Raw genomic sequence first — 23,547 nt, forward strand, 5'->3', positions numbered from 1 at the left:
GGCGCCGCGACGTGTTACCAGCCAGCGCCAATCCTGAAAGGGAAGAAACGAGTCGGCGCTGTCCATTTCGGTCCAGCGCTTTTTTGTATTCTCCCAGCGCTTTTCGTATCCGAGGACTGGCCATGGCAAAAATCATCGAAACGTCCACCGGCGCGCTGGCGCTGACCTTTGACGACGTGCTGTTGCAGCCCGGTCATTCCGAGGTCATGCCCGGTGAGACCGACATCCGCACCCGCATCGCCACCGACATCGACCTCAACGTGCCGATCCTGTCGGCCGCCATGGACACCGTCACCGAGGCGCGGCTCGCCATCGCCATGGCGCAGGCCGGCGGCATCGGCGTCATCCACCGCAATTTCTCGCCGGCCGAACAGGCCGAGCAGGTGCGTCAGGTCAAGAAGTTCGAATCGGGCATGGTCATCAATCCGGTCACCATCGGCCCCGACGCCACGCTCGCGGACGCGCTGGCGCTGATGCGCACCTATTCCATCTCGGGCATTCCGGTGGTCGAGAATGGCGGCAGCGGCGGCCAGAAGATCGGCCGCCTGGTCGGCATCCTGACCAACCGCGACGTGCGCTTCGCCTCCGATCCGGGGCAAAAAGTCTACGAATTGATGACCCGTGAGAACCTGATCACGGTCAAGGAGAATGTCGACCAGGACGAGGCCAAGCGGCTGCTGCACCAGCACCGCATCGAAAAGCTCGTCGTCGTGGACAAGTCCGGCAATTGCGTCGGCCTGATCACCGTCAAGGACATCGAGAAGTCGCAGCTCAACCCGCACGCCACCAAGGATGCGCAGGGGCGCCTGCGGGCGGCGGCCGCCACCAGCGTCGGCGATGACGGCTTCGAGCGCGCCGAGCGGTTGATCGACGCCGGTGTCGACCTCCTGGTCATCGACACCGCGCATGGCCATTCGCAGCGCGTGCTCGATGCGGTGACGCGGGCCAAGAAGCTTTCCAATTCCGTGCGCATCCTGGCCGGCAACGTCGCCACCGCCGAAGGCACGCAGGCGCTGATCGACGCCGGCGCCGATGCCGTCAAGGTCGGCATCGGCCCGGGCTCGATCTGCACCACCCGCATCGTCGCCGGTGTCGGCGTGCCGCAGCTTTCGGCGATCATGTCGGCGGTGGAGACGGCGCATAGATCAGGCGTGTCGGTCATCGCCGACGGCGGCATCAAATATTCGGGCGATCTGGCCAAGGCGCTTGCCGCCGGCGCCAGTGCGGCCATGATCGGTTCGCTGCTGGCCGGCACCGACGAAAGCCCGGGCGAGGTCTATCTGCATCAGGGCCGCTCCTTCAAGGCCTATCGCGGCATGGGCTCTGTCGGCGCCATGGCGCGCGGCTCGGCCGACCGCTACTTCCAGGCCGAGGTTCGCGACACGCTGAAACTGGTCCCGGAAGGCATTGAAGGGCAGGTGCCCTACAAGGGACCTGTGTCTGGCGTGCTGCACCAGCTTGCGGGCGGGCTAAAAGCCGCTATGGGTTATGTCGGTGGCCGCGACCTTGCCGATTTTCGCGAACGCGCCACCTTTGTGCGCATATCCAACGCCGGACTTCGTGAAAGCCACGCCCATGACGTCACGATTACCCGCGAAAGCCCGAACTATCCTGGCGGAGCCTGACCGGCAGCCAGAGCGGTACATGCTCTGGCGCCACCAGGCGACGATCGTGCTGCGGCTGGCGCGCCATGCCGGCGCGCTGTGCTTTGCCGCCGCGGCGGTTTTCATCATCATGACGCTGCTGGAATTCTTCTATTTCCGCCGGCTGAGCGGCGGCCTGCCGTCGCTCGACGTGCGCCTTGGCGGGTTCACGCCCGACGAGGGCATGGCCTGGCTGACGGCACTCGGCCGACGCGGCAGCGAGATCATCCTGGTCTGGCACTATTTGACTTTCGACCTTCTCTTCCCGGCGCTGCTGTCATTGACCATGGTCAGCCTGATCCTGGCAACCGGGCGGCGGCTGAAACCCTTTCGCGCCCTGCCGGTACAGGTTCAGTCGCTGTTGGCGCTGGTCGTAGTGCTGCCCTACACCTGCGCCGACTATGCCCAGAACATTGCGCTGGCGCGGCTTTTGTCCGATGCGCTGTCGGCCAATCCGGATTCGCTGTCCTTCGCCTCGTCGCTGATCGTCACCAAATTCGCGCTTCTGGCCATACCTGTCGCCGTCATCGCGGCCTTCATCGTTGCCAGCCAGCGGCGTCCACAGGCATGAACAACAAGGCAGGGGCAACGCCATGAGCCAGACCGCAATCTTCTGGCCGATGCTGGCGCAGGTGTTGCTGGTCTATATCGTCTATGTCGTGATGGGCCGGCGCCGCTACGGTGCGGTCAAGTCAGGCGAGGCCAAGGTTGGTCAATACAAGATGCGCACGACCGAACCTGCGTCCAGCGTCACGGTCGCCAACAATCTCATCAACCAGTTCGAACTGCCGGTGCTTTTCTACGTGCTGTGCCTGGCGCTGCACGCGACCAATGGCGTCAATTATCTGACCTTGGCCTTGATGTGGATTTTCGTGATTTCCCGCTATGCCCACGCCCGGGTCCACCTGACCAGCAACAATCTGCGGTTTCGCAGCCGCGCCTTCTACCTGGGCGCGATCGTTATCTTGCTGGCATGGATCTGGTTCGCGCTGCACCTGCTCGGCCTGGTTTGAGCAGGCCAGCAAATCTCTACAGATCGAACACCGCAATCTTGCGCTTGTCGAACTTGATGCCGATTTCGCCACGCACCAGCTTCAGCGCGGCTTCGCCGAACACGGCGCGCCGCCAGCCCTGCAGCGCCGGCACGTCGGCGGCTTCGCCTTCGGCGGCGATGCGGTCGATGTCGTCGCTGGACGCCAGCACTTTCGAGGCGACGCCTTCCTTCTCGGCGACGATACGCAACAGCACTTTCAACAGTTCGGCAGCGGCATTGGAGCCCTCGGGCGGCTGAAAGCTCTTGGGCAGCTTCGGCATCTCTTCCCGGGGCAAGGCGAGTGCGGTGTTGACCGCGCCGAGCAATGCGGTTGCCGTCGATGAACGTTCCCAGCCTTTCGGCGTCGTGCGCAGCTTGCCCAACGCGGCCGCATCGCGCGGCGCCTGCTGGGCGACCTCGTATATGGCGTCGTCCTTGAGCACCCGGCCGCGCGGCACGTCGCGCTCGCGCGCCTCGCGCTCGCGCCATGCCGCCACTGTCTGCACGATCGCCAGCTCCTGCGGCTTGCGCAGCCGCATCTTCAGCCGCTTCCAGGCGTCTTCGGGATGCGGATCGTAGGTCTCGCGCGAGGTCAGCACCTCCATTTCCTCGTTCAGCCAATGGGCGCGGTTTTCCCGCTCCAGTTCAGCGCTGAGGTGCTTGTAGACGTCGATCAGATGGGTGACGTCGGCCAACGCATAGTCGAGCTGCTTGTCGGACAGCGGCCGGTGGCGCCAGTCGGTGAAGCGCGAGGATTTGTCGAGCCGGGCGCCGGTGATGCGCTGCACCAGCTGGTCGTAGGAAACGCTGTCGCCGAAGCCGCAGACCATGGCCGCGACCTGGGTGTCGAACACAGGATGCGGCACCAGATCGCCGAGATGGACGATGATTTCGATGTCCTGGCGCGCGGCGTGGAAGACCTTGACCACCGCTTCATTGGCCATCAGCCGGAAGAACGGGGTGAGGTTGATATCGGGCGCCAACGGATCGATCAGCGCGGTGACGCCGGGCGCCGCCATCTGGATCAGGCATAGAATCGGCCAGAACGTCGTTTCGCGGATGAATTCGGTGTCGACGGTGACGAAATCCGACTTTTCGAAAGCGGCGAGAACGGACTCGAGCTCATTTTGGGTGGTGATGACGTGCATCAAATCGCTTTTTAGTAACGGGTAAGGTTCTCTTTCAATTTCAGCCGTGGGCGCTTTCGTCAAGCCGCCCTTCGGTCAAGTATCCGTCGATCCGTCGGAATCGCCATTCCTGCGCGCCAGCCGCGCGAACACAGTCGATGTGCGCAGCAGCGCCGTGAAGCGGCTGCGCTTGCCCGCCGGCACGCTGCCACGCACCTGCATGCGGTAGAGAATGACGGCGATGAGAACCGCATAGACTGCGCCAGTGAATACAAACAGGGCGCCCGGTCCGAAATATTGCATCACCGTCGACGCCGCGAAGGGGCCGCCGATGGCGCCAAAGGAATAGAACAGCATCAAAGCGGCATTGATCAGCACGAACTCGCCCTTGTCGGCGCGATCGTTGGAATGCGCCGCCGACAGCGAATAGAGCGGCATGGCGAAGCAGCCGAAGATGAAGACGATGATCAGGTTGAGGGTAGGGTTGGCGCCGGCGATGAAGGCTAGCGCCAGCGCCGCCAGTAGGGCGCCGCACGTCGTGGCCAGAAGCACCGCGCGCCGGTCCCAGCGGTCTGAGAGATAGCCCAGCGGATACTGGATGAGGGCGCCGCCGAAAATGCCGACGCTGACGAAGGTGACGACATCGGCCACCGACATGCCGATCTGCTCGGCATAAACCGGCGACAGCGTGCGGAAGGCGCTGTTGGTGACGCCGACGCAGATGCAGCCGAAGCAGCCGAGCGGCGAGATTCGCCAGACGCGGGCAAGGTCGAGTTTGACGTCTTCAGGTGGCGTCGGATTGGAGCGGTCGCCAAGCGACACCGGCACCAGCGACAGCGTGATCATCATCGACATGATGGCGAAGATGGCAAAGCCGCCGGGGCCGAAGATCGGGATCAGGAACTGCGCGCCGGTTACCGAGCCGATATCGACCATGCGGTAGATGGCGAGCACCCGCGCGCGATCCTTGTTTTCGACGCCGGAATTCAGCCAGGCTTCCATGACGGTGAACAGGCCGGCAAAGCAGAAGCCGCCGGCAAAGCGCACCGCGCACCACATCACCGGGTCGATTACCAGCACCAGAAGCAGCGTGCCGGCCGAGGCGGTGGCGGCGAGCGCCGAAAACGTCCTGACATGGCCGACCGCCTTCAGGATGCGAGTGACGGCGAGGCAGCCGAGCAGGAAGCCGGCGAAATAGAACGTGCCCATCAGGCCGATGTCGGAGGCGGAAAATCCCTCCTGCGCGCCGCGCAGCGCGATCAGCGTGCCCTGCAGCCCGTTGCCGCCAAGCAGGATGCCGGCGGCGATGAGGAGCGGGATCAGCGGGCGGATGGAGGACATATGGAACCGATGCTTAGGTGGCTCCGCAGTTCTGAACCATCGATGCGGCCATTGCCAGCTTCATATCCCGCCGCCAACAGGTGTGTGACCTTCAGGTCTCTCTTGCCTGTCCAGCCACCCGCTTCAGGACGTTGATCGACGGCCGTTCAAGCTTCGTGAGCCTCGCCAACGCTTCGCCCGCCGCCGGCGCGACAGGGCTGGCCGTCCTTCGGCCAAGCGAGCCGGCGGTCAGCAGGCTGAGCACGATAAACGGGATGCCGATGCCGAAGGCCGAACGGATGCCCCAATGGTCGGAGACGAAGCCGAGCAGCGGCGGGCCGAGCAGGAAGGCGACGAACGAGATCTGCGACAGCGCCGCGACATTGATTGCCGCGGAGCGGTCCGTCCGCTGAGCGGTCGCCGAGATCGCCAGTGGAAAAATCGCACTGCTGCCGATGCCCAACAGGGCAAAGCCCAGCATCGATACGAGCGGGGCAGGCGAGAAGAAGACCAGCAGCACGCCGACCGCCATCGTCGCCAGCAGCACCCGCGCCACGCCGCTCGGTGAATGGCGTTCGACAAAGGAGTCGGCGAAGAAGCGCGTGCTCGCTTGCGAGAATGCAAACAGCGCCACCGTGAAGCCGGCGACGAACGGGCCCGCATCGAACACGGTGCGCATGTAGATCGCCGACCAGTCGATGCTGGCGCCTTCCATCAGCATCGCCGACAGCGTCACCGCGACGAGGACGAGGATCGGCAGCGTCGGCCGCACCAGCCTTGGCGCCGTCTCGTCATTGCCGGCGAAGCGGCTTGGCGCCGATTCGTAACCGCCGAGAAACAGCGCTATTCCCATCGCCACCATCGGTACGACGATGGCCAGGTGCAGTTGCGGCGATATGCCGAGATGCGCAAGTGCGGCGCCGAACAGGCCGGCGCCGAAAAAGCCGATGCTCCAGAACGAATGCGCCCGGTTCATGATCCGGCGCTTGAGCAGGAATTCGGTTCTGTCGGCCTCGACATTGAGGATGATCTCGACGCTGCCGATCATCAGGCCGACCGGAAACAGCATCAGGAACAGCGCCAGCGGCCCAGGCGCATGCACGGCAATGGCAAAGACAACCGACAAAAGCGGAACCAGCCCGAGTAGCGCACGGCGGAAGCCGACACGTTCCAGGATCGGCGCCGCGAGCGTCAGCGCGGTCAAGGTGCCGATCGGCGTCCCGATCAGGCTGAGCCCGAGCGTGCCGTCTCCTATGCCCATGGCGTGCTTGATGTCGGGCAGCCGCGGAAAGATGTTGCCCATGGCGAACGAATAGATCGCAAACCCGGCATAGACCCGGTGTTGCGGAGCGAGGCGGAGGCCAAAGGTCATGACGATGCTTTCAAGGCAGAGAGGCGGCGGTTGCCAGCTTGGTATGCCTCATATCTTGCACAAACATGCAAATCGTGCAAGAACGTGCATACAGAAAAGAGGGATCATGTAGTGCTGACCGATGAACGGCATCAAATCATTCGCGATCGCCTCGCCGTCGAGGGACGGGTACTGGCCGGCGAGCTGGCAAGCCGCTTCGGCGTTTCGGAGGACACGGTTCGCCGCGACCTCAGGGAACTCGCCAAGGCCGGGCAATGCCGCCGCGTCTATGGCGGTGCGGTCGCGCCCGCACCCTTCGCATCGACACCAGTCGGCCTGCGCGCCGGCCATGCGGTCGAAGAAAAGACGCGGCTGGCCCGCGCGACCGTGGCATTGCTTTCGCCCGGACAGACCCTGTTCATCGACAGCGGCTCGACCAATGCCGCGATCGCCAGGGCCATTCCGCGCGACCTCGAACTGACCGTCGCCACCAATTCGCTCGAAATTGCCTCCGTCCTGTCAGACCACGCTTTGGTCGAGCTGATTGTGCTGGGCGGGCGGTTCGACCGCCATCTCGGCGCCTGCGTCGGCGCCGACACGCTTGCCGCTGTCGCGCAACTTGGCGCGGACCTGTTTGTTCTCGGATCCTGCGGTCTCGATGCGTCGCGCGGCGTCACGGCCTTCGATTCGGCTGAGGCCGAGGTAAAGCGGGCCATGGCCAAGAACAGCGCAGGCATCGTCATCGCTGTAACCAACGACAAGCTGGCCACAGCCGCACCCTACCGGGTCGCCAGGCCAGAGGCGATCCGCCACCTCGTGGTCGAAAAGACCGCGCCGGCCGCGATCCTCGCCGACTTTGAACGCCAGGGCGCTGAAATCCACTTTGCTTGAACGAAGGGTGCGTCCGGGATAGCCTCCTGGCTTTGCCAGAAGTCGAGTACTTGGAGGCGGCTTATCCATATATGGGCTTGATTGATAGCCGTTTCCTGGATGAAGTATTCTTATCAGACCGAACAATATATCACCGAAATAGCGGCAAACAATTGTACCCGTTGGAGACTACCTGTTAACCGCACATCTGTTTTTCGCTGGCCTCGGCCCATAGGATCGCGTAACTGCACTTGCGGCTGAGGGCTGCGTCGTGAGGCATTTAATTATCTGGGTTGTTGCGCTGGTCTTCGCGGCCTTCGCCCTGATCGCATCACCGCTCCCCATTTTGCAGAAGCAACGCAACGCCTTGGCGCACTGGTTGGTCGCCGAGGGTTTCACTGCCGCCGGAGCCAAGGTTTATCTGGCTGTCGCATCATCCGGCGACGCAACAGCCAAGAACAATCTCGGCGTGTTGCACTATCGAGGCGTCGGCGTCTCGACCGACCTCGAGGCGGCGCGCGGGCTGTTCACGCAAGCCGCAGCGCTCGGTTCGTCGCAAGCAGTTGCCAACCTCGCTCTTATACGAGGTGGCGGCTGCGGTCTCGACAGCGCCCGCAGCGCCCAAACGGTGGGACAACTGGAGACCGCCGTCGCTGACGGAAATGCGGCAGCCGCAAAGCAGACGATAGACTGCCTCTATTTCAATGCTGCCAAGAACCGCCTGGAGGATCCTGACGGTGCGATGATCGCGGCATCGCTTGCGATCGCTTCCGGCGATGGACCGGGCCGCTTCAAATCGGGCAGGGCGCTGGTCAACGCAGCCCGTTCGATCCAGCTTCCAGGCTATCGGGGCAGCCCTACACAGCAGGAGTATGACAACCGTGTGGTTCGGCTCATCGACCGCGCCAGCCTGGATCTTTTCGCCGCGACGGAACTCGGTCAGCCGCAGGCCTACGAATGGCTGGGCGTGGCACGCCACCAGTTCAACAAGCTGTTGCCGCGCCTCCAATTGGGTGACCGGCTTGGCAAGAAGACATTTGAAGAGTGGATGCAAGCCGGCGCTGTCAACGGTGACTGGGCGATGATCTGCCGCACCGCCTCATTTGCCATGGAAGACCTGCTGCATCGTGTTGGCCGCTACAGCCGTTCTGAATTCAACGCGGTGGTTGCGCGGGCGCATGCATGCATCGACCGGCAGGAAGACAGCGCCGCATCGTTGGAATGGTACGACGCGGTGGAATACCCTGCCGTGAAACCGCATCCGGTTGCTTCGAGTTATCCCACCTTTGACATCGGTCGGGCGGCGGATGCGCTGCGGCGTCTTTTGTTCCAGGACGCGGCGGCACGGCTCAAGGAACCGACATCTTAAAGGCAACAATGCGCAAACTTCTCATGATCCTCGGTTCGGTTGCCGTTCTATCGTTGGTGGCCATTGGGGTTTTCGCCAATACCACGCTCGCCCGTAGCGCCCTTAACGCCGGCATGCCGTCGCTCGCGGTCGCCGTCCTGAAGCCGGCCGCTGGCTTCGGCGATCCGAAAGCGATGAACGATCTCGGCGTTCTGCTCAATCGCGGTACGGGAACCGAAGAAGACCCTGCCGAGGCCGCGCGTCTTCTGTCTGCTGCTGCCGAATCCGGTCTGCCGCGCGCACAACTCAATCTCGCTCTGGTACAAAAATCGCGCTGCCGTATCGACGGGGCAGACACCGCTGTTTTCGCAATGCTGGAAAAGATGGCGCTGACGGGCGATGTCACCGCGGCGTCTTTTGCGGCGGAATGTTTCGGCCGCAGCAGCGCCGCACAGCGCGACTTCGCGCCTTGGGGCGAACGTTTCCTGAAGTTGGCCGAGGTCGGCGCGACCGGAGACGGCAAGGAAAAGATCAAGTTCGCATGGACGCTCATAGAAGCCTCCGATGACTCGATCCTTGGAACACTGGAATCCATAGCCGCCGACCACGCCGTGAAGAACCGTCTGCTCAATATGGCAGCGAAGATACTGCTCGCCGCACGCGATGAAGATGCGGCTGCATTCTATGGTCTTGCAACCATGCGTGACAAATATGCCGACCGCCTGGAGAAAGGACCGGTGGCTGACGAGGTGATGCGGCGGACGTCGGATCAGTGGCTTCTCGAAGGCGCTACAGCCGGCCATCAGGTCAGTGGCTGCAACGTCGCCCGGAACTACATGCGTGATTTCATGGAAAAGCCGGGCGAGGATACGCGCGCGCGGCTGGTGGCTATCGACAAGATCATCTACGCCTGCCTTACCAACCGTACCAGCGCGCGCGAAACGATCGTCATCGAACAGGGCGGCCGCAAGGTGGCAAGGTCGTTTGGCGAGGATTTCGCACAGGATCGCTGGCGCGGCGACGGGCCACTGCTCGTGGCCGGCCCGAAATACGACGACCGCGACTTCGACACGGCGGCGCATGATGATGTCGTCCAGATCTTCAACAGGATGCAGGCCAGGTTCGGCAGCTAGCCTCTTTCTTGCCGCAAGGCGGTCCCTTCTGAGGCGCCGTGACTGAGGCGACCATATCGGCACAGGGCCCTGCAAACGAGCGAAGTCAGAAAGGGCGCTTGCCAAACCCGGCTTGCCTTGACAAATCGGGCCTCCCATGCGCTTTTCGCGCAAATTTTGGACCGGGCTTTGACGCTCGGCCCACAACCCAGCACCCCGGACTTTTGACATGACAATGCATCGTTACCGCAGCCACACCTGTGCCCAGTTGAGAAAGAGCGATGTCGGCTCTTCGGTTCGCCTGTCGGGCTGGGTGCATCGCGTGCGCGACCATGGCGGCCTGCTGTTCATCGATCTGCGCGACCATTACGGCCTGACCCAGATCGTCGCCGATCCGGATTCGCCCGCCTTCAAGGTGGCCGAGACGCTGCGTGGCGAATGGGTGATCCGCGTCGACGGCGAGGTCAAGGCGCGCCTGCCGGACACCACCAACGCCAACCTGCCGACCGGCGAGATCGAGATCTTTGCCCGCGAGATCGAGGTGCTGTCGGCAGCCAAGGAATTGCCGCTGCCGGTGTTCGGCGAGCCCGACTATCCCGAAGACATCCGCCTGAAGTACCGTTTTCTCGACCTGCGCCGCGAGACGCTGCACAGGAACATCGTGGCGCGCACGAAAATCATCGCCGAGATGCGCAAGCGTATGACCGATGTCGGCTTCACCGAATTCTCGACGCCGATCCTGACGGCCTCGTCGCCGGAAGGCGCGCGCGACTTCCTGGTGCCGTCGCGCATCCATCCCGGCACCTTTTACGCGCTGCCGCAGGCGCCGCAGCAGTACAAGCAACTGATCATGGTTTCGGGCTTCGACCGCTATTTCCAGATCGCGCCCTGCTTCCGCGACGAGGACCCGCGCGCCGACCGTCTGCCCGGCGAATTCTACCAGCTCGACCTCGAAATGAGCTTCGTCGAGCAGGACGACGTGCTGTCGACCATGGAACCGGTGATGCGCGGCGTCTTCGAGACCTTCGCCAACGGCAAGCCGGTGACGCAGACATTCCAGCGCATTCCTTACGATGTCGCGATGCGCAAATATGGCTCCGACAAGCCGGACCTGCGCAACCCGATCGAGATGCAGGCCGTCTCCGACCATTTTCGCGATTCCGGCTTCAAGGTCTTCGCCAACATCCTGGCCAACGATCCGAAGGCCGAAGTGTGGGGCATTCCGGCCAAGACCGGCGGCAGCCGCGCCTTCTGCGACCGCATGAACTCGTGGGCGCAGGGCGAGGGCCAGCCGGGACTGGGTTACATCTTCTGGCGCAAGGAAGGCGACAAGCTTGAAGGCGCCGGTCCGCTGGCCAAGAACATCGGCGAGGAGCGCACCGAGGCGATCCGCCAGCAGCTCGGCCTTGCCGATGGCGACGCCGCCTTCTTCGTCGCCGGCGATCCGAAGAAGTTCGTTACCTTCGCCGGTGCCGCGCGTACGCGTGCCGGCGAAGAACTGAACCTTGTCGACCGCGAGCGCTTCGAATTGTGCTGGATCGTCGACTTCCCGTTCTTCGAATGGAGCGAGGAGGAGAAGAAGATCGACTTCGCCCACAACCCGTTCTCGATGCCGCAAGGCGGTATCGACGCGCTCAACGGCGACGACCTGCTCGGCATCAAGGCCTTCCAGTACGACATGGTCTGCAACGGCTTCGAGATCGCCTCTGGCGGTATCCGCAACCATTTGCCCGAGACCATGGTCAAGGCGTTTGAGACGGTCGGGCTGGACCGCGCCACGGTCGAGGAGCGCTTCGGCGGCCTCTATCGCGCCTTCCAGTATGGCGCGCCGCCGCATGGCGGCATGGCGGCCGGTGTCGACCGCGTGGTCATGCTGCTGGTCGGGGCCAAGAACCTGCGCGAGATCACCATGTTCCCGATGAACCAGCAGGCCTACGATTTGTTGATGAACGCGCCTTCGGAAGCCTCGCCGCAGCAGTTGCGTGATCTGTCGCTGCGTGTCGCGGCAGTGAAGAAGGACTGACGGCAGCGTTGCAGCTGCCCTTTCTCCCCGTCTCTATACGGGGAGAAATGTCCGGCAGGACAATGAGGGGCAGCACGCATGCAGGCGATTGGCGAACGGCCTTAGCAGTTGGCGCCTTCTGACAATCGGTTCAGCATCGAACTACAATTTGCAGGCGTTGGCGCCGCCCCTCATCTGCCTGCCAGCACCTTCTCCCCGTATAGTGACGGGGAGAAGGGAGCGAACTTCGATCAGTCTTCGTTGGCCTTGACGTGGACGCCCAGCGTCTTGGTCAGGTCGGCCGGGTTGGACATGGCGCCGGCCATGATCAGCGCGAACGGCACCGCTGCCGGCGGCTCGGCCGAAATCTCGAGGCTCTTCGGATCGTCGAGGTACTTGCTCACCGCGGCCGTCACTTCGGCGGTCAGTTCGGGATTGTTGAGCTGCGCCATGCCGAACGGCACGATCGCCTTGGCCTGGTTGGCGATGTCCTTGCCCGACATGCCCTGCTGCTTGCCGACATACTCAAGCACTTTGCCGGTGAGCGAATCGTCATCGAAGCGGATCGATGCGCTGTTGAAGGAGAGCTGCTGCAACAGGCCGAGCAGGGCCATGCCTTGCGCCGAATTGTCAGCCCCTTCGGGCTGCGCCGCCATCTTCTTCTGCATCTCCTGCAGCGACTTGACGAAGTCGACCGTGTAGCCGCCGAGGCCGAAGGTCATGCCGAGCGTGCCGGCATTCTCGACCGAGATGTCGTATTTCGACAGGTCCATCTTGCCGTCGCTCGGCTGCCAGGTGCCGCCGATTTCGATATTGCCCGAGATGTTCTGGTAGCCGAGGGCCTCGATGGCTTCCTTGGATTTCGCATCGTCGACCAGGGTCAGGTCGGCGTTGAACTTTTCCGTGGTGGCGGAAAACTCCATCGCCTTGCCGTCGGCCGGCGGCGTGATCTGGACAGCAAGCCCATCCACCGAGAAGGCGGTCTTGTCGGCAACCTTGACCGTCAGGTTTTCGAGTTCGGCCGACTTGTAGATCATCATCGAGCCGAGCGGGCCTGTAGCGCCCTCAGCCGGGATGTTGGCGTCGTGGATGACGAAGGGGGTGAGGTTGAGCGTGACGCCGTCCTTGCTGTGCTCGAAGGCCGAAGTCGTGATGGTCGCGACATCGAAGCCGCCATTGGCTTCGGTCACGCCCTCGAGCTTGACGTCGCCGATCGGCAGCGCCTCCTTTTCGGCCGCCGGTTTGACCGACACGCCCTGCAGCACCATGCTGGAATTGTCGCCGGTAACGCCGGTCCAGGTGATATCGACGCCCTGGACGGCAAGTGCGGCCTTCAGTCGGTCGGCAACCGCCGTGTCTTGCGCAAAGGCGGCATTCAGCGGCAGCGTCAGCAAAAAGGTCGAAAAAGCAAGTTTCTTGAGTGTCGAACGTTGGATTGTCATCGCGAGTTCCCTGAGAGAGTCCTGAAAAAGTGTTTTCTCAATTCTACGCCATCACCATTCCGTGACGAACTGGACGGGAAAAAGGCGCTTTCCCGCAGAGTTGTCGAAAATCACGGCGAAAGGCAAATCGGAGCGGGAGCCTTCGCCCGATGCGGTGAATATGTCATGAAGGTCGGGCTCCCCTGCGTACCGTCTCCTGCCTTAGAGAGGGCGTGTAACAGATTGATGTTGGTTGGCAACAGCACTGCTACCGTTGCTGTTGCACAGGGACGGCAAGGGGGAACATGAAGTTCGTCACATCCATCGTCGGACCTTGAGCCGCCCTCGTAAGCCAAAGGCTGCAAAGTGCGGATTTCCGCAGCCCCGCCTTGCCGCGAATCACCCGCTCGGCTAGTCCAGCCGCATGGGAAAAAGGATTTTGCCGCCTGAAAATGGCGGCGGTGACCACATCGAACCGGTGGATCTGAAGAAGGCGCTGGAAGAGCGCTATCTCGCCTATGCGCTGTCGACCATCATGCACCGGGCGCTGCCTGACGTGCGCGACGGGCTGAAGCCTGTGCATCGTCGCATCATGCATGCCATGCGACTGCTCAGGCTCAACCCCGACCAGGGCTTTGCCAAATGCGCCCGCATTGTCGGCGACGTGATGGGCAAGTTCCATCCGCACGGCGACCAGTCGATCTACGACGCGCTGGTGCGCCTGGCGCAGGATTTCTCCATGCGCTATCCCCTCGTCGACGGGCAGGGCAATTTCGGCAATATCGACGGCGATAACGCCGCCGCCATGCGCTATACCGAGGCGCGCATGACCGAGGTGGCGAGCGATTTGCTTGCCGGCATCACCGAGGACGCCGTCGATTTCCGGCCAACCTACAATGAGGAGGACGAGGAGCCCGTAGTGCTTCCCGGCGCCTTCCCGAATCTGCTCGCCAACGGTTCCTCCGGCATTGCGGTCGGCATGGCCACGTCCATCCCGCCGCACAATGCCGCCGAGCTTTGCGACGCAGCGCTGCAGTTGATCGAGCAGCCGGACGCGCCGGTGACAAAGCTGATGGAGTTCGTCCAGGGGCCGGATTTCCCGACCGGCGGCATCATCGTCGACAGCCGCGCATCCATCCTGGAGGCCTATGAGACCGGCCGCGGCGGTTTTCGCGTGCGCGCCAAATGGGGCCAGGAGGATCAGGGCAGGGGCACCTGGAGCATCGTCGTCACCGAAATCCCCTACGGCATCCAGAAGGCCAGGCTGATCGAGAAGATCGCCGAGCTTTTGATCGCGCGCAAATTGCCGCTGCTTGAGGATGTCAGGGATGAAAGCGCCGAGGACATCCGCATTGTGCTCGTACCGAAGAGCCGTTCGGTCGATCCCGGCATTCTGATGGAATCGCTGTTCAAGCTGACCGAGCTCGAAAGCCGATTTCCCCTCAACATGAACGTTTTGTCGCGCGGCAAGGTGCCTAACGTCCTGTCGCTGAAGGGCGTGCTGAAGGAGTGGCTCGACCATCGGCGCGATGTGCTGATCCGCCGCTCGAAGCATCGGCTTGGCGAGATCGAGAAGCGGCTGGAAATCCTTGCCGGCTACCTGATCGCCTATCTCAACATCGACGAGGTCATCAGGATCATCCGCGAGGAGGATGAGCCCAAGCAGGTGATGATGGCCCGTTGGTCGCTCACCGACACCCAGGCCGAAGCCATCCTCAACATGCGGCTGCGGGCCTTGCGCAAGCTGGAAGAGTTCGAGATCCGCAAGGAGTTCGACGGTCTCACCACCGAGAAGAAGCAGATCGAGGCATTGCTCGCATCCGACGCCAAGCAATGGTCGACGATCAAATGGGAAGTCACGCAGGTTCGCGACAAGTTCGGCCCCGAGACCGAACTCGGCAAGCGCCGCACCCAGTTCGCCGACGCGCCGGAGCATGATCTGACCGACATTGCGCACGCCATGATCGAGCGCGAGCCGGTCACCGTGGTGGTCTCGGAAAAGGGCTGGCTGCGGGCGATGAAAGGCCATCTGGCCGACCATTCCACGCTCACCTTCAAGGAAGGCGACAGCCTCAAGCTCGCCTTCCATGCCCAGACCACCGACAAGATCCTGGTCTTCACCACCGGCGGAAAATTCTACACCATCGGCGCCGACCGGCTGCCGGGCGGCCGCGGCCATGGCGAACCGATCCGCATCATCGTCGACATGGACAACGACCAGGACATCGTCACCGCCTTCGTCCACGACCCGAAGCGCAAGCTGCTGCTCGTCTCCTACGATGCCAATGGTTTCGTCGTGCCGGAGGAGGAGGTCGTCGCCAACACCCGAAAGGGCAAGCAGGTGATGAACGTCAAGGCGCCCGACGAGGCCAAGGCCTGCGTCCCCGTGTCAGGCGATCATCTCGCCATTGTCGGCGAGAACCGCAAGATGCTGGTGTTTGCGCTCTCCGAAATTCCGGAGATGGGCCGCGGCAAGGGCGTTCGCCTGCAGAAATACAAGGATGGCGGTCTGCTCGACCTGAAACCCTTCACGCTGGCGAGCGGCCTGTCGTGGCAGGATTCCGCAGACCGCACCTTCGTCAGGTCGCGCGAGGAGCTGGCGGAATGGATCGGCGCGAGAGCGTCGGCCGGTCGCATGGTGCCGAAGGGATTCCCGCGGACCGGGAAATTTGGTTGAAGCTGCTGATCTCCCCCCAAGTGGGGGAGATGGCCGGCAGGCCAGAGGGGGGCGCTGTCCCGCCAGCGCATCAAATGGTCATGGCTCGCCACTCGGTCGCAACTCTTGGGTCTTCAATGTCGGGTGCCAGGCGGCGATCCTTCGCGCCCCCCTCTGTCCTGCCGGACATCTCCCCCACAAGGGGGGAGATTGGCAGCTTCACCAACCATTTGGACTATCGTCACGATTGCGGCACTATAACAGTGCATAAACGCTGTGTAGGCTGGGGAGAATTGACCGTTTGAAAGAAGCGAAGACCCAGAAGCCGGAACGTCAGCAGCGCCTGTTCGGCCTGTCGACACCGCTGCGGGCCGCCGTCATCCCGCCGCTGTCGGCGGCGCGCTGGCTGTTGGTGCTGATCGTCGCCGCCGGCGTCTATTTCTTCCACGGGTTCCTGTTTCCCGTGCTGGCAGCCCTCGTCATTGCTTTTGCCAGCTGGCCGCTCTACCGCCGGCTGCTTGCCGGTGTCGGAGGCAACCGCACGGTCGCCGCGACGCTCGCCATCCTGTTCATCCTCGCCTTCCTGGTGGTGCCGATAGCGCTCGCCGGCACCTACGCCATCAACGAGGTCCGCGAATGGGTCGGCTGGGCGATCGAGACCAACAGGCACGGCGCGGTCACACCGCACTGGATCACCTCGCTGCCTGTCGTCGGCGAGTGGCTGAACGAACAGTGGATCGACAATTTCGGCCATCCCGGCGGCATCGGCGAGCTGATCCAGCTGGTCAGCGGCGCCAATATCGGCAGCATCTATCGCGGCGTGCTGGCTGCCGGCGGCAGCGCCTTCGGCCTGTTGCTGACGCTGCTGTTCATGATGATCGCGCTGTTCTTCGCCTACCGCGACGGCGAACACTTTGCCAGCCAGATCGACCGGCTCGGCGAACGCATCCTGCCGACGCGCTGGGAGCGGATTTCGCGCGTCGTGCCGGCGACCATTTCCTCGACCGTTACCGGCATGACCGTGATCGCCATCGGCGAGGGGCTGGTGCTCGGCATCGCCTACTGGCTGGCCGGGGTGCCGTCGCCGGTGACGCTGGGCGCATTGACCGGCGTGATGGCGCTGATCCCCGGTGGCGCGCCGCTGTCGTTTACGCTTGTGTCGATCTACCTCGCCGCCAGCGGCTCGCCGATGGCGGGTCTGGCGCTGTTCATCTGGGGCGCAGTGGAACTGTTCATCGTCGACAAGACCTTGCGCCCGAAGCTGGTCGGCGGGCCGATCAAGCTGCCCTTCCTGCCGACTTTTTTCGGCCTGATCGGCGGCGTAAAGACAATGGGCTTTCTCGGCCTGTTCATCGGCCCGGTGCTGATGGCGCTGCTCGTCGCGATCTGGCGCGAATGGCTGCGCGAGGTGGAACTGGCCGAAGACACCGTTCCCGACGCGGCGGCCGAGCTCGAAGGCGGGCCGCCGCAGATCGAGATTGTCGCCGGCCCGGCGAAGAAAAGTCAGGCTGGGTAAGCGACGGCGAGCGCTGCCCGGCGCTTGCGCCCTTCATGCAACTGCCACAGGGAATGGGCAACCAGCGTGACGATCAGGATCACGCCGCCGATCAAGCTGTTGCGCGACGGCGTCTCGGCAAAGATCATCCATATCCAGACCGGCGCCAAAACCGTTTCCAGGAGATAGAACATCGCCACTTCCGGGCCTGAAATGTATTTCGGCCCGTTGGCTAGGCAGAAGAAGGCGAACGGCATGATGACGGCGCCGTTGAAAACGATCCACCATGGCGCTTCCACCTGGAAACCGGTCCTGGAGACCATGAGCGCCGCCAGCCCGAACGGCAGCAGGACGCCGGTCAGCGCGGTGAATCCCATATCCCTGCCGCTGGCGCGTGAAACGGTGATTGCGCAGGCAATCGCCAAGGCCGAACACAGCGCCATCACATCGCCGAACAGATTTCCCGTGCCGACGGAATCGCCGACGATGATCGCGATGCCGACGATCATCAGCGCCATTGCCGCAAGCGTCAGCGGCTGCGGTCGCTCCTTCAGGAACAGCCACGACAGCAGCGCCGAGAACATGGTGGAGAAGGCCAGGATGAAAACCAGATTGGCGGTCGAGGTGTTGTAGACGGCAGTGATGAAGGCGATTGCGCCGAGCCCGTAGAGGGTGGCGACGACGAGCCCCGACCAGCCGGGTATCAGCTGCGGAGCATTCTTGCTGAACGAGCGCCAGATGGCCCATACGATCAGCCCCGCCACGAAGGTGCAGCCGGTGCGCAGCAAAAGGATCGTCCAGGCTTCGCCATGGGCGAGCCGGATCAGGGGAATGTCGATGGTCAGCGCCAGCCCGCCAAGCGCGGTGAGCAGAAGTCCTTTGGTTTGGGCATTGTGAGAGGACATGCAACGGCTTTCGCAATGATTTGAGCAGATGCCGGTCGGCGCAATCGCCCCGCCAACGGGCGGAAGACCAGCATCGTCTCGGCTGAAAATGTTTAGATCAGGATCTGGTAAGAAGAAAAATCAGCGCGTGACCGCTTCGTGGTCGTAGCGTTCCCAGCCCTTCGGGCCGAGATGCTCCTGCGGCATGAAGCGCATTTTATAGTTCATCTTGCGCGAGCCGTTGACCCAGTAGCCGAGATAGACATGGGGCAAGCCCATGGCCCGGGCGCGGGCGATATGGTCGAGGATCATGAAGGTGCCGAGCGAGCGGTCCTCGAACTCGGGATTGAAGTAGGAATAGACCATCGACAGGCCATCGGCCATCTTGTCGGTCAGCGCCACGGCGATCAGCTCGCCCTGGCCCTTGCCGGTGATAAATGTGTCGGGGCCGCGGCGCCGGTATTCGATCACCTTGGTGTCAACATGGGTATCCTCGACCATCATGGCGTAATCGAGCACCGTCATGTCGGACATGCCGCCGCGGCGGTGGCGGGCGTCGAGATAGCCGCGAAACAGCGAATACTGCTCGGTCGACGGCTGCGCGTCGTGCATGGCGCCGATGAGATCGGAATTGCGCTGGATCACCCGCTTCATGTTGCGGCTGGCGGTGAACTCCTGCGCCAGGATGCGCACCGAGACGCAGGCGCGGCAGGTCTCGCAGGCGGGACGGTAAGCGATGTTCTGCGAGCGCCGGAAACCGCCTTGCGTCAACAGGTCGTTCATCTCCGGCGCCTTGTCGCCGACCAGATGCGTGAACACCTTGCGTTCGAACTGGCCCTCAAGATACGGACACGGCGATGGCGCGGTCAGGAAGAACTGCGGCGACTGGGTCGGATGGTGCGTCATCGAACCTTGGGAACACTCCTGCGAATCGCTCTACCTTTGGCTTGGCTGGCGAAAAATTCAACAGGATTGTGAAGGCGGGGTTGAACGGACCCCTTCACATTTGCGCACAAATGCCTGTTGGCGTCGGTTGAACGCCGGTTCAACGGTCGCTGCGGCTGACGACGGTGCCAAGCAGCAGGTCGTGCAGTGTGCGCTTGCGATCGGAAAACAGCGTCACCAGGAGGACGAGCGGCGTCAGGATGACCGTGCTCGCCCAGAACAGCACCGAATGGACAACGGCGGTGAGGCCGTCGATACGGCTGCCGTCGAGACGATCGAGCCGAATGCCCATCATCTTCATGCCTGATGTGGCCTGGTTGCGACCGCCCAGCGTGTTCCAGATGTAGAGAATGGCGACCGCCGGCACGAGGATGGAATACAGCGCCCAGCCAAGACCGAATGTCAAAAGGCCAAGCACGGCCACCAGGATCGCGAACGGAATGGTGAGCAGCGCCACGATGCAATAGTCGATGATGAAGGCCAGGATGCGCCGCGTGCGCACACCGTCATAGGCCCTGACGTCGTCGAGCCTGCTGGTGATGATTTCGCCGTCAAGTACCCGCGCGTTCATGTCATGTCCTCATAACAGGCGCCACGCTAGGGTGCGCCGCCACTGAAATGGTGAAGACCGCGGGCGGAATCAAGATCGGTTCGTCCATCGGTCCGGGTCGGCAGTGTGGCGCGGTTGAGCCGATTGAATTTGGTGGACGGATGGCGTTAGCTTGCTGCGGCGCAACAAGACGCCGAGGGGACGGGGTTACATGGATTACGACATGCTGGTCATCGGCAGCGGCCCTTCCGGGCGCCGCGCCGCGGTGCAATCGGCAAAGCTCGGCAAATCGGTGCTGGTGGTCGACAGGGGCCGGCGCCTCGGCGGCGTCTCGGTGCACACCGGCACCATCCCGTCGAAGACGCTGCGCGAGACGGTGCTGAACCTGTCCGGCTGGCGCGAGCGGGGCTTTTACGGCCGCGGCTACCGGGTCAAGCAGGACATCTCCATCGCCGACCTGGTCGAGCGGCTGCACAAGACGCTCGACCACGAGGTCGAGGTGCTGCAGCACCAGTTTATGCGCAACGCCGTCAAAAGCGTCCGCGCCATGGCGAAATTCGTCGGCCCAAACAAGGTCAGCCTGACGGCAGACAATGGCGACTACTCGGAGGTTGGTTTCACCAATGCGCTGATCGCGGTCGGCACCAGGCCGCACCGGCCGCGCGACGTGCCTTTCGACAAGATCCGCGTCTTCGACAGCGATGAGATGCTGGAACTCGACCATCTGCCGCGCACGCTGACGGTGATCGGCGCCGGCGTCATCGGCGTTGAATATGCGACGATCTTTTCGGCGCTCGACGTACCGGTGACGCTGGTGGAGCCGCGCAACACCATCCTCGATTTCGTCGACCGCGAGATCGTCGACGACTTCATCCACCAGATGCGCGACCGCGGCATGACCATTCGCCTCGGCAGTACGGTCAAGGAAATCGTCTCAAAACCCGACTATGCCGAAGTGACGCTCGCCGATGGCCGCACCATCCGCTCCGAGATCGTGCTTTACGCCGCCGGCCGCAGCGGCAATCTCGGCAGCCTCGGCCTCGACGTGGTCGGCATCGAGGCCGATTCCCGGGGCCGCATCAAGGTCGATCCGCAGACCTTCCAGACCAGTGCGCCCAACATCTATGCCACCGGCGACGTCATCGGTTTCCCCAGCCTTGCCTCGACATCGATGGAGCAGGGCAGGGTGGCCGCCTGCCACGCCTTCGGCGTGCAACTGCCACCGCCGCCGGAAACCTTCCCCTATGGCATCTACGCCGTGCCGGAAATCTCCACCGTTGGTCAGTCGGAGGAGCAGGTGCGCGAGAGCGGCGCTGCTTATGAAGTCGGTCTGGCGCGGTTCCGCGAAACCTCGCGCGGCCACATAATGGGCGTCAACTCCGGCTTTCTGAAACTGCTGTTCTCGGTCGAAACGCGCCGCCTGCTCGGCGCCCACATCGTCGGTGAAGGCGCCACCGAACTGATCCATATCGGCCAGGCGGTGATCAACCTCGGCGGCACGGTTGATTTCTTCGTCAACAACACCTTCAACTATCCGACGCTGGCCGAAGCCTACAAGATCGCCGGGCTCGATGCCTGGAACCGGATGGGACAGGGCTAGGCGACGAGCATCTGCTCAGCCGTTCCGCCGGGCGCCGATGCGGTCTACCAAGGTCTCTTAGCCTGCCTGGCGTGCGACCAATGCTGGTCCCGCCAGCCATTGCCGGACGATGGCGGCATCCGGGTCGCCGATTTCGTGACCTGAAGGCACGATGCGCGCATCGACCTCGGCGCCATGTTTGTTGAGCAGCCTCACCAGTGGCGGCGCAAACGGCCCGTAGGTCTCGTCCGCGGCACCAGCGACAATCAGGACGCGCCTTCCTGTCAGATCGGTTGCCGGCGCATCGTCAAGCACGGGCATTGCTCTCAGCAACGCCGCTTTTCGGACGAGGCCGGAGTTGAGCAGCATCAGGCTGGAAACCAGATTGGCGCCGTTGGAATAGCCGAGGAAAGTCGCCCGGGCGAGGTCGAGCCCGTGGCGCTTTGCGGCCTCGCTTGCGAAGGCGGCAAAGTACGATGTTTCGGCACGGATGCTCGCCTGTTCGAAACTGGTCGGCGTGATCCGCTCGAACCAGCGGAAGCCGTCTTCTTGGCGGATGCGGCCACGCACCGCGACCAGCGTGGCGTTAGGGGCGATCTGCCTCGCAATCGGGACCATCGTCGTTTCGTCGACACCCGATCCGTGCAGTAAAAACAGGCTCTCGCCGCCGGCATTCTCCGGCTTGAGGAGGCGGTAGGGAAAGGCCAGATCCTGGTGCAGAAAGGCGTTCTCGTCGCTATATCGATCCACGCTCATATCTCGTTGTTTTCACGGAGACATTGGTCCTTTGCCAGCTTCAAAACGGAATATTTTCACGCTCCGCCAAATGTGATTGCAACAGGCTCATTTCAGACCGTTTCTGCGCCGATATGCTCCCTGCGGGAGGAATCGAAGCGGTGTGCGCCGATGGTCGCATCCCGGCATGAACAACGCGAGCATCCTTGCTCTCCTTTGAGGCCTTTTGTCGATGACCCTGCCAGTCCCGCCCGATCGCGCCCCGCGTATCGCCGATCGCGCTCCGCGTATCGCCGATCGCGCTCCGCGTATCCCCGATCGCGACACGCGCATTGACGTGTTCCGTGCGCTCGCACTCCTGACCATCTATATCGACCACGTGCCGGGCACCGTCTTCGAAACGCTGACCTACAAGAATTTCGGATTCTCGGACGCGGCGGAAGCCTTCGTGCTGATTTCCGGCATGTCGGTCGCACTCGCATATGGCACCAAGTTCCAGCCGGGCGGCCGGCTGCTGGCGATGTTGAAGATGTGGCGCCGGGCCGGCGTGCTTTACAGCGCCCACATCGTCACCACCATGGTTGTGATGGCGTTGTTCTGCGCCGCGGCGGTGTTCGGCCGGCGGCCGGAACTGCTCAAGCTGATCAACATCGAGCCGCTGATGAAGAACACGCCGGAGGTCATGATCGGCATTGTCACGCTCGGCCACCAGCTTGGCTACAACAACATCCTGCCGGTCTATGCGGCGCTGCTGTTGATGGCGCCGCTCTTCCTGCTCTTCGTCAGCTACCGGCCGCTGCCGGCGCTGGTCTTTTCCGGCGCGCTGTGGCTCGTCGCCGGCCTCTGGCAGATCGCGCCGCCGAACTATCCCGAGCCCGGCTTCTGGTTCCTCAACCCGCTGTCCTGGCAATTCCTGTTCAACATCGGCCTTGCCGGCATGCTGCATGTCAGGCGCGGCGGCACAATTCCCGTCAATCGTTGGCTGGTGGGCGCCGCGGCGACCTATGTCGCGGCAGCGGCGGTCTGGGTGCACAGCCCGCTCTGGGGCGAGATAACGTGGTTTAACCTGCCCGTGGTGATCGGCGGCTTCGACAAGACGTTCCTGTCGCTGCCGCGGCTCCTGCACATATTGGCGGTGAGCTATCTGATCGTCGCCCTGCCGGCTTTCTCGAACCTGTTCCGTCTCAGCCCGGACCATCCGCTTGCCCTGCTCGGCAAGCGCTCCTTGCCGGTGTTCCTCGCCGGCACGCTGATCGCCATGGCGGCGCAGGTGATGAAGCTGATCAATCCGGGCGGCTTTGCCTATGACGTCTTGCTGATTTCGGCCGGCATCGCCATGCAATTCGCGCTCGCCTTCTATCTTGAGTGGCTGTCCGGCATCGGCTTGGGCAAAAAGCCGGTTCGCAAAGAAGCGCCAGCCGTTCACCAGACCTTCGGCATGCCCGCGATGCCAAGGCTAAGCCGATGATCCCACAT

Annotated in this window: 19 protein-coding genes; 11 read left to right on the plus strand and 8 right to left on the minus strand. The window is 63.0% G+C overall.

What is annotated here, in order from left to right; all coding sequences use genetic code 11:
* Window positions 1-122 precede the first annotated feature (122 nt).
* The 3 genes from guaB to NKI10_RS14615 are packed head-to-tail and all read left to right on the plus strand — an operon-like array spanning window position 123 to window position 2,656.
* Entirely contained in the window at window positions 123-1,625 is a 1,503-nt protein-coding gene (gene guaB / locus NKI10_RS14605) for an IMP dehydrogenase (RefSeq protein WP_023742866.1), read from the plus strand.
* Between the two features lie 19 nt (window positions 1,626-1,644).
* Window positions 1,645-2,214 (plus strand): hypothetical protein, encoded by a 570-nt coding sequence (locus NKI10_RS14610; RefSeq protein ID WP_352860640.1) that lies wholly within the window; start codon window positions 1,645-1,647, stop codon window positions 2,212-2,214.
* A 22-nt stretch (window positions 2,215-2,236) separates the two neighbouring features.
* Window positions 2,237-2,656: an MAPEG family protein gene (locus NKI10_RS14615; RefSeq protein ID WP_352860642.1), complete on the plus strand. Its 420-nt coding sequence runs from the start codon at window positions 2,237-2,239 to the stop codon at window positions 2,654-2,656.
* A gap of 16 nt (window positions 2,657-2,672) precedes the next feature.
* Here the strand turns inward: NKI10_RS14615 and rnd are convergent, their stop codons facing one another.
* From rnd to NKI10_RS14630, 3 genes are all read right to left on the minus strand, one after another.
* Window positions 2,673-3,824: a ribonuclease D gene (rnd, locus tag NKI10_RS14620; RefSeq protein ID WP_352860644.1), complete on the minus strand. Its 1,152-nt coding sequence runs from the start codon at window positions 3,822-3,824 to the stop codon at window positions 2,673-2,675.
* Between the two features lie 75 nt (window positions 3,825-3,899).
* Window positions 3,900-5,144 carry an MFS transporter gene (locus NKI10_RS14625; RefSeq protein WP_352860647.1) on the minus strand — a complete coding sequence of 415 codons (1,245 nt, stop codon included), beginning with the start codon at window positions 5,142-5,144 and terminating at the stop codon, window positions 3,900-3,902.
* A 91-nt stretch (window positions 5,145-5,235) separates the two neighbouring features.
* Window positions 5,236-6,495, minus strand: coding sequence for an MFS transporter (locus NKI10_RS14630; protein ID WP_352860649.1), 1,260 nt, complete (start codon window positions 6,493-6,495; stop codon window positions 5,236-5,238).
* Window positions 6,496-6,606: 111 nt separating this feature from the next.
* Between NKI10_RS14630 and NKI10_RS14635 the strand changes: the two genes are divergently transcribed.
* The 4 genes from NKI10_RS14635 to aspS all read left to right on the plus strand — a co-directional run bounded on the left by NKI10_RS14635 (window position 6,607) and on the right by aspS (window position 11,827).
* On the plus strand, window positions 6,607-7,365 hold the full coding sequence (locus NKI10_RS14635) for a DeoR/GlpR family DNA-binding transcription regulator (RefSeq protein WP_352860651.1): 759 nt from the start codon (window positions 6,607-6,609) through the stop codon (window positions 7,363-7,365).
* A gap of 358 nt (window positions 7,366-7,723) precedes the next feature.
* Window positions 7,724-8,713, plus strand: a complete 990-nt coding sequence (locus tag NKI10_RS14640) for an SEL1-like repeat protein (protein ID WP_352860653.1) — start codon at window positions 7,724-7,726, stop codon at window positions 8,711-8,713.
* Window positions 8,714-8,736: 23 nt separating this feature from the next.
* Window positions 8,737-9,825 (plus strand): tetratricopeptide repeat protein, encoded by a 1,089-nt coding sequence (locus NKI10_RS14645; protein WP_352860655.1) that lies wholly within the window; start codon window positions 8,737-8,739, stop codon window positions 9,823-9,825.
* A gap of 214 nt (window positions 9,826-10,039) precedes the next feature.
* Window positions 10,040-11,827, plus strand: coding sequence for an aspartate--tRNA ligase (gene aspS, locus NKI10_RS14650; RefSeq protein ID WP_023682421.1), 1,788 nt, complete (start codon window positions 10,040-10,042; stop codon window positions 11,825-11,827).
* A 230-nt stretch (window positions 11,828-12,057) separates the two neighbouring features.
* Here aspS and NKI10_RS14655 read toward each other — a convergent pair whose 3' ends face one another.
* Complete coding sequence (locus NKI10_RS14655; RefSeq protein WP_023697470.1) at window positions 12,058-13,248, minus strand: aq_1923 C-terminal domain; 1,191 nt, start codon at window positions 13,246-13,248, stop codon at window positions 12,058-12,060.
* A 403-nt stretch (window positions 13,249-13,651) separates the two neighbouring features.
* On the opposite strand from NKI10_RS14655, the gene parC reads away from it, so the two are divergent.
* On the plus strand, window positions 13,652-15,904 hold the full coding sequence (parC, locus tag NKI10_RS14660) for a DNA topoisomerase IV subunit A (RefSeq protein WP_352860657.1): 2,253 nt from the start codon (window positions 13,652-13,654) through the stop codon (window positions 15,902-15,904).
* Window positions 15,905-16,184: 280 nt separating this feature from the next.
* Window positions 16,185-17,399: an AI-2E family transporter gene (locus NKI10_RS14665; RefSeq protein ID WP_352860659.1), complete on the plus strand. Its 1,215-nt coding sequence runs from the start codon at window positions 16,185-16,187 to the stop codon at window positions 17,397-17,399.
* Here NKI10_RS14665 and NKI10_RS14670 read toward each other — a convergent pair.
* The 3 genes from NKI10_RS14670 to NKI10_RS14680 form a co-directional block, all read right to left on the minus strand.
* A complete protein-coding gene (locus NKI10_RS14670; protein WP_023682418.1) occupies window positions 17,387-18,283 on the minus strand; it encodes a DMT family transporter in 897 nt (298 codons plus the stop codon). The genes NKI10_RS14665 and NKI10_RS14670 overlap by 13 nt on opposite strands.
* A gap of 120 nt (window positions 18,284-18,403) precedes the next feature.
* Window positions 18,404-19,168, minus strand: coding sequence for an arginyltransferase (locus NKI10_RS14675; protein ID WP_023682417.1), 765 nt, complete (start codon window positions 19,166-19,168; stop codon window positions 18,404-18,406).
* Between the two features lie 139 nt (window positions 19,169-19,307).
* Window positions 19,308-19,778 (minus strand): RDD family protein, encoded by a 471-nt coding sequence (locus tag NKI10_RS14680; protein ID WP_023673020.1) that lies wholly within the window; start codon window positions 19,776-19,778, stop codon window positions 19,308-19,310.
* 190 nt (window positions 19,779-19,968) lie between these two features.
* Here NKI10_RS14680 and sthA point away from each other — a divergent pair, with 190 nt between their 5' ends.
* Window positions 19,969-21,357 carry a Si-specific NAD(P)(+) transhydrogenase gene (gene sthA, locus NKI10_RS14685; protein WP_023682415.1) on the plus strand — a complete coding sequence of 463 codons (1,389 nt, stop codon included), beginning with the start codon at window positions 19,969-19,971 and terminating at the stop codon, window positions 21,355-21,357.
* Between the two features lie 57 nt (window positions 21,358-21,414).
* Here sthA and NKI10_RS14690 read toward each other — a convergent pair whose 3' ends face one another.
* Window positions 21,415-22,086 carry an alpha/beta hydrolase gene (locus tag NKI10_RS14690; protein ID WP_023682414.1) on the minus strand — a complete coding sequence of 224 codons (672 nt, stop codon included), beginning with the start codon at window positions 22,084-22,086 and terminating at the stop codon, window positions 21,415-21,417.
* Between the two features lie 217 nt (window positions 22,087-22,303).
* Between NKI10_RS14690 and NKI10_RS14695 the strand changes: the two genes are divergently transcribed.
* On the plus strand, window positions 22,304-23,539 hold the full coding sequence (locus NKI10_RS14695; RefSeq protein ID WP_023700562.1) for an OpgC family protein: 1,236 nt from the start codon (window positions 22,304-22,306) through the stop codon (window positions 23,537-23,539).
* Window positions 23,540-23,547 lie beyond the last annotated feature (8 nt).

The organism is Mesorhizobium sp. M0802, from assembly GCF_040320115.1.
Classification (GTDB): Bacteria; Pseudomonadota; Alphaproteobacteria; order Rhizobiales; family Rhizobiaceae; genus Mesorhizobium.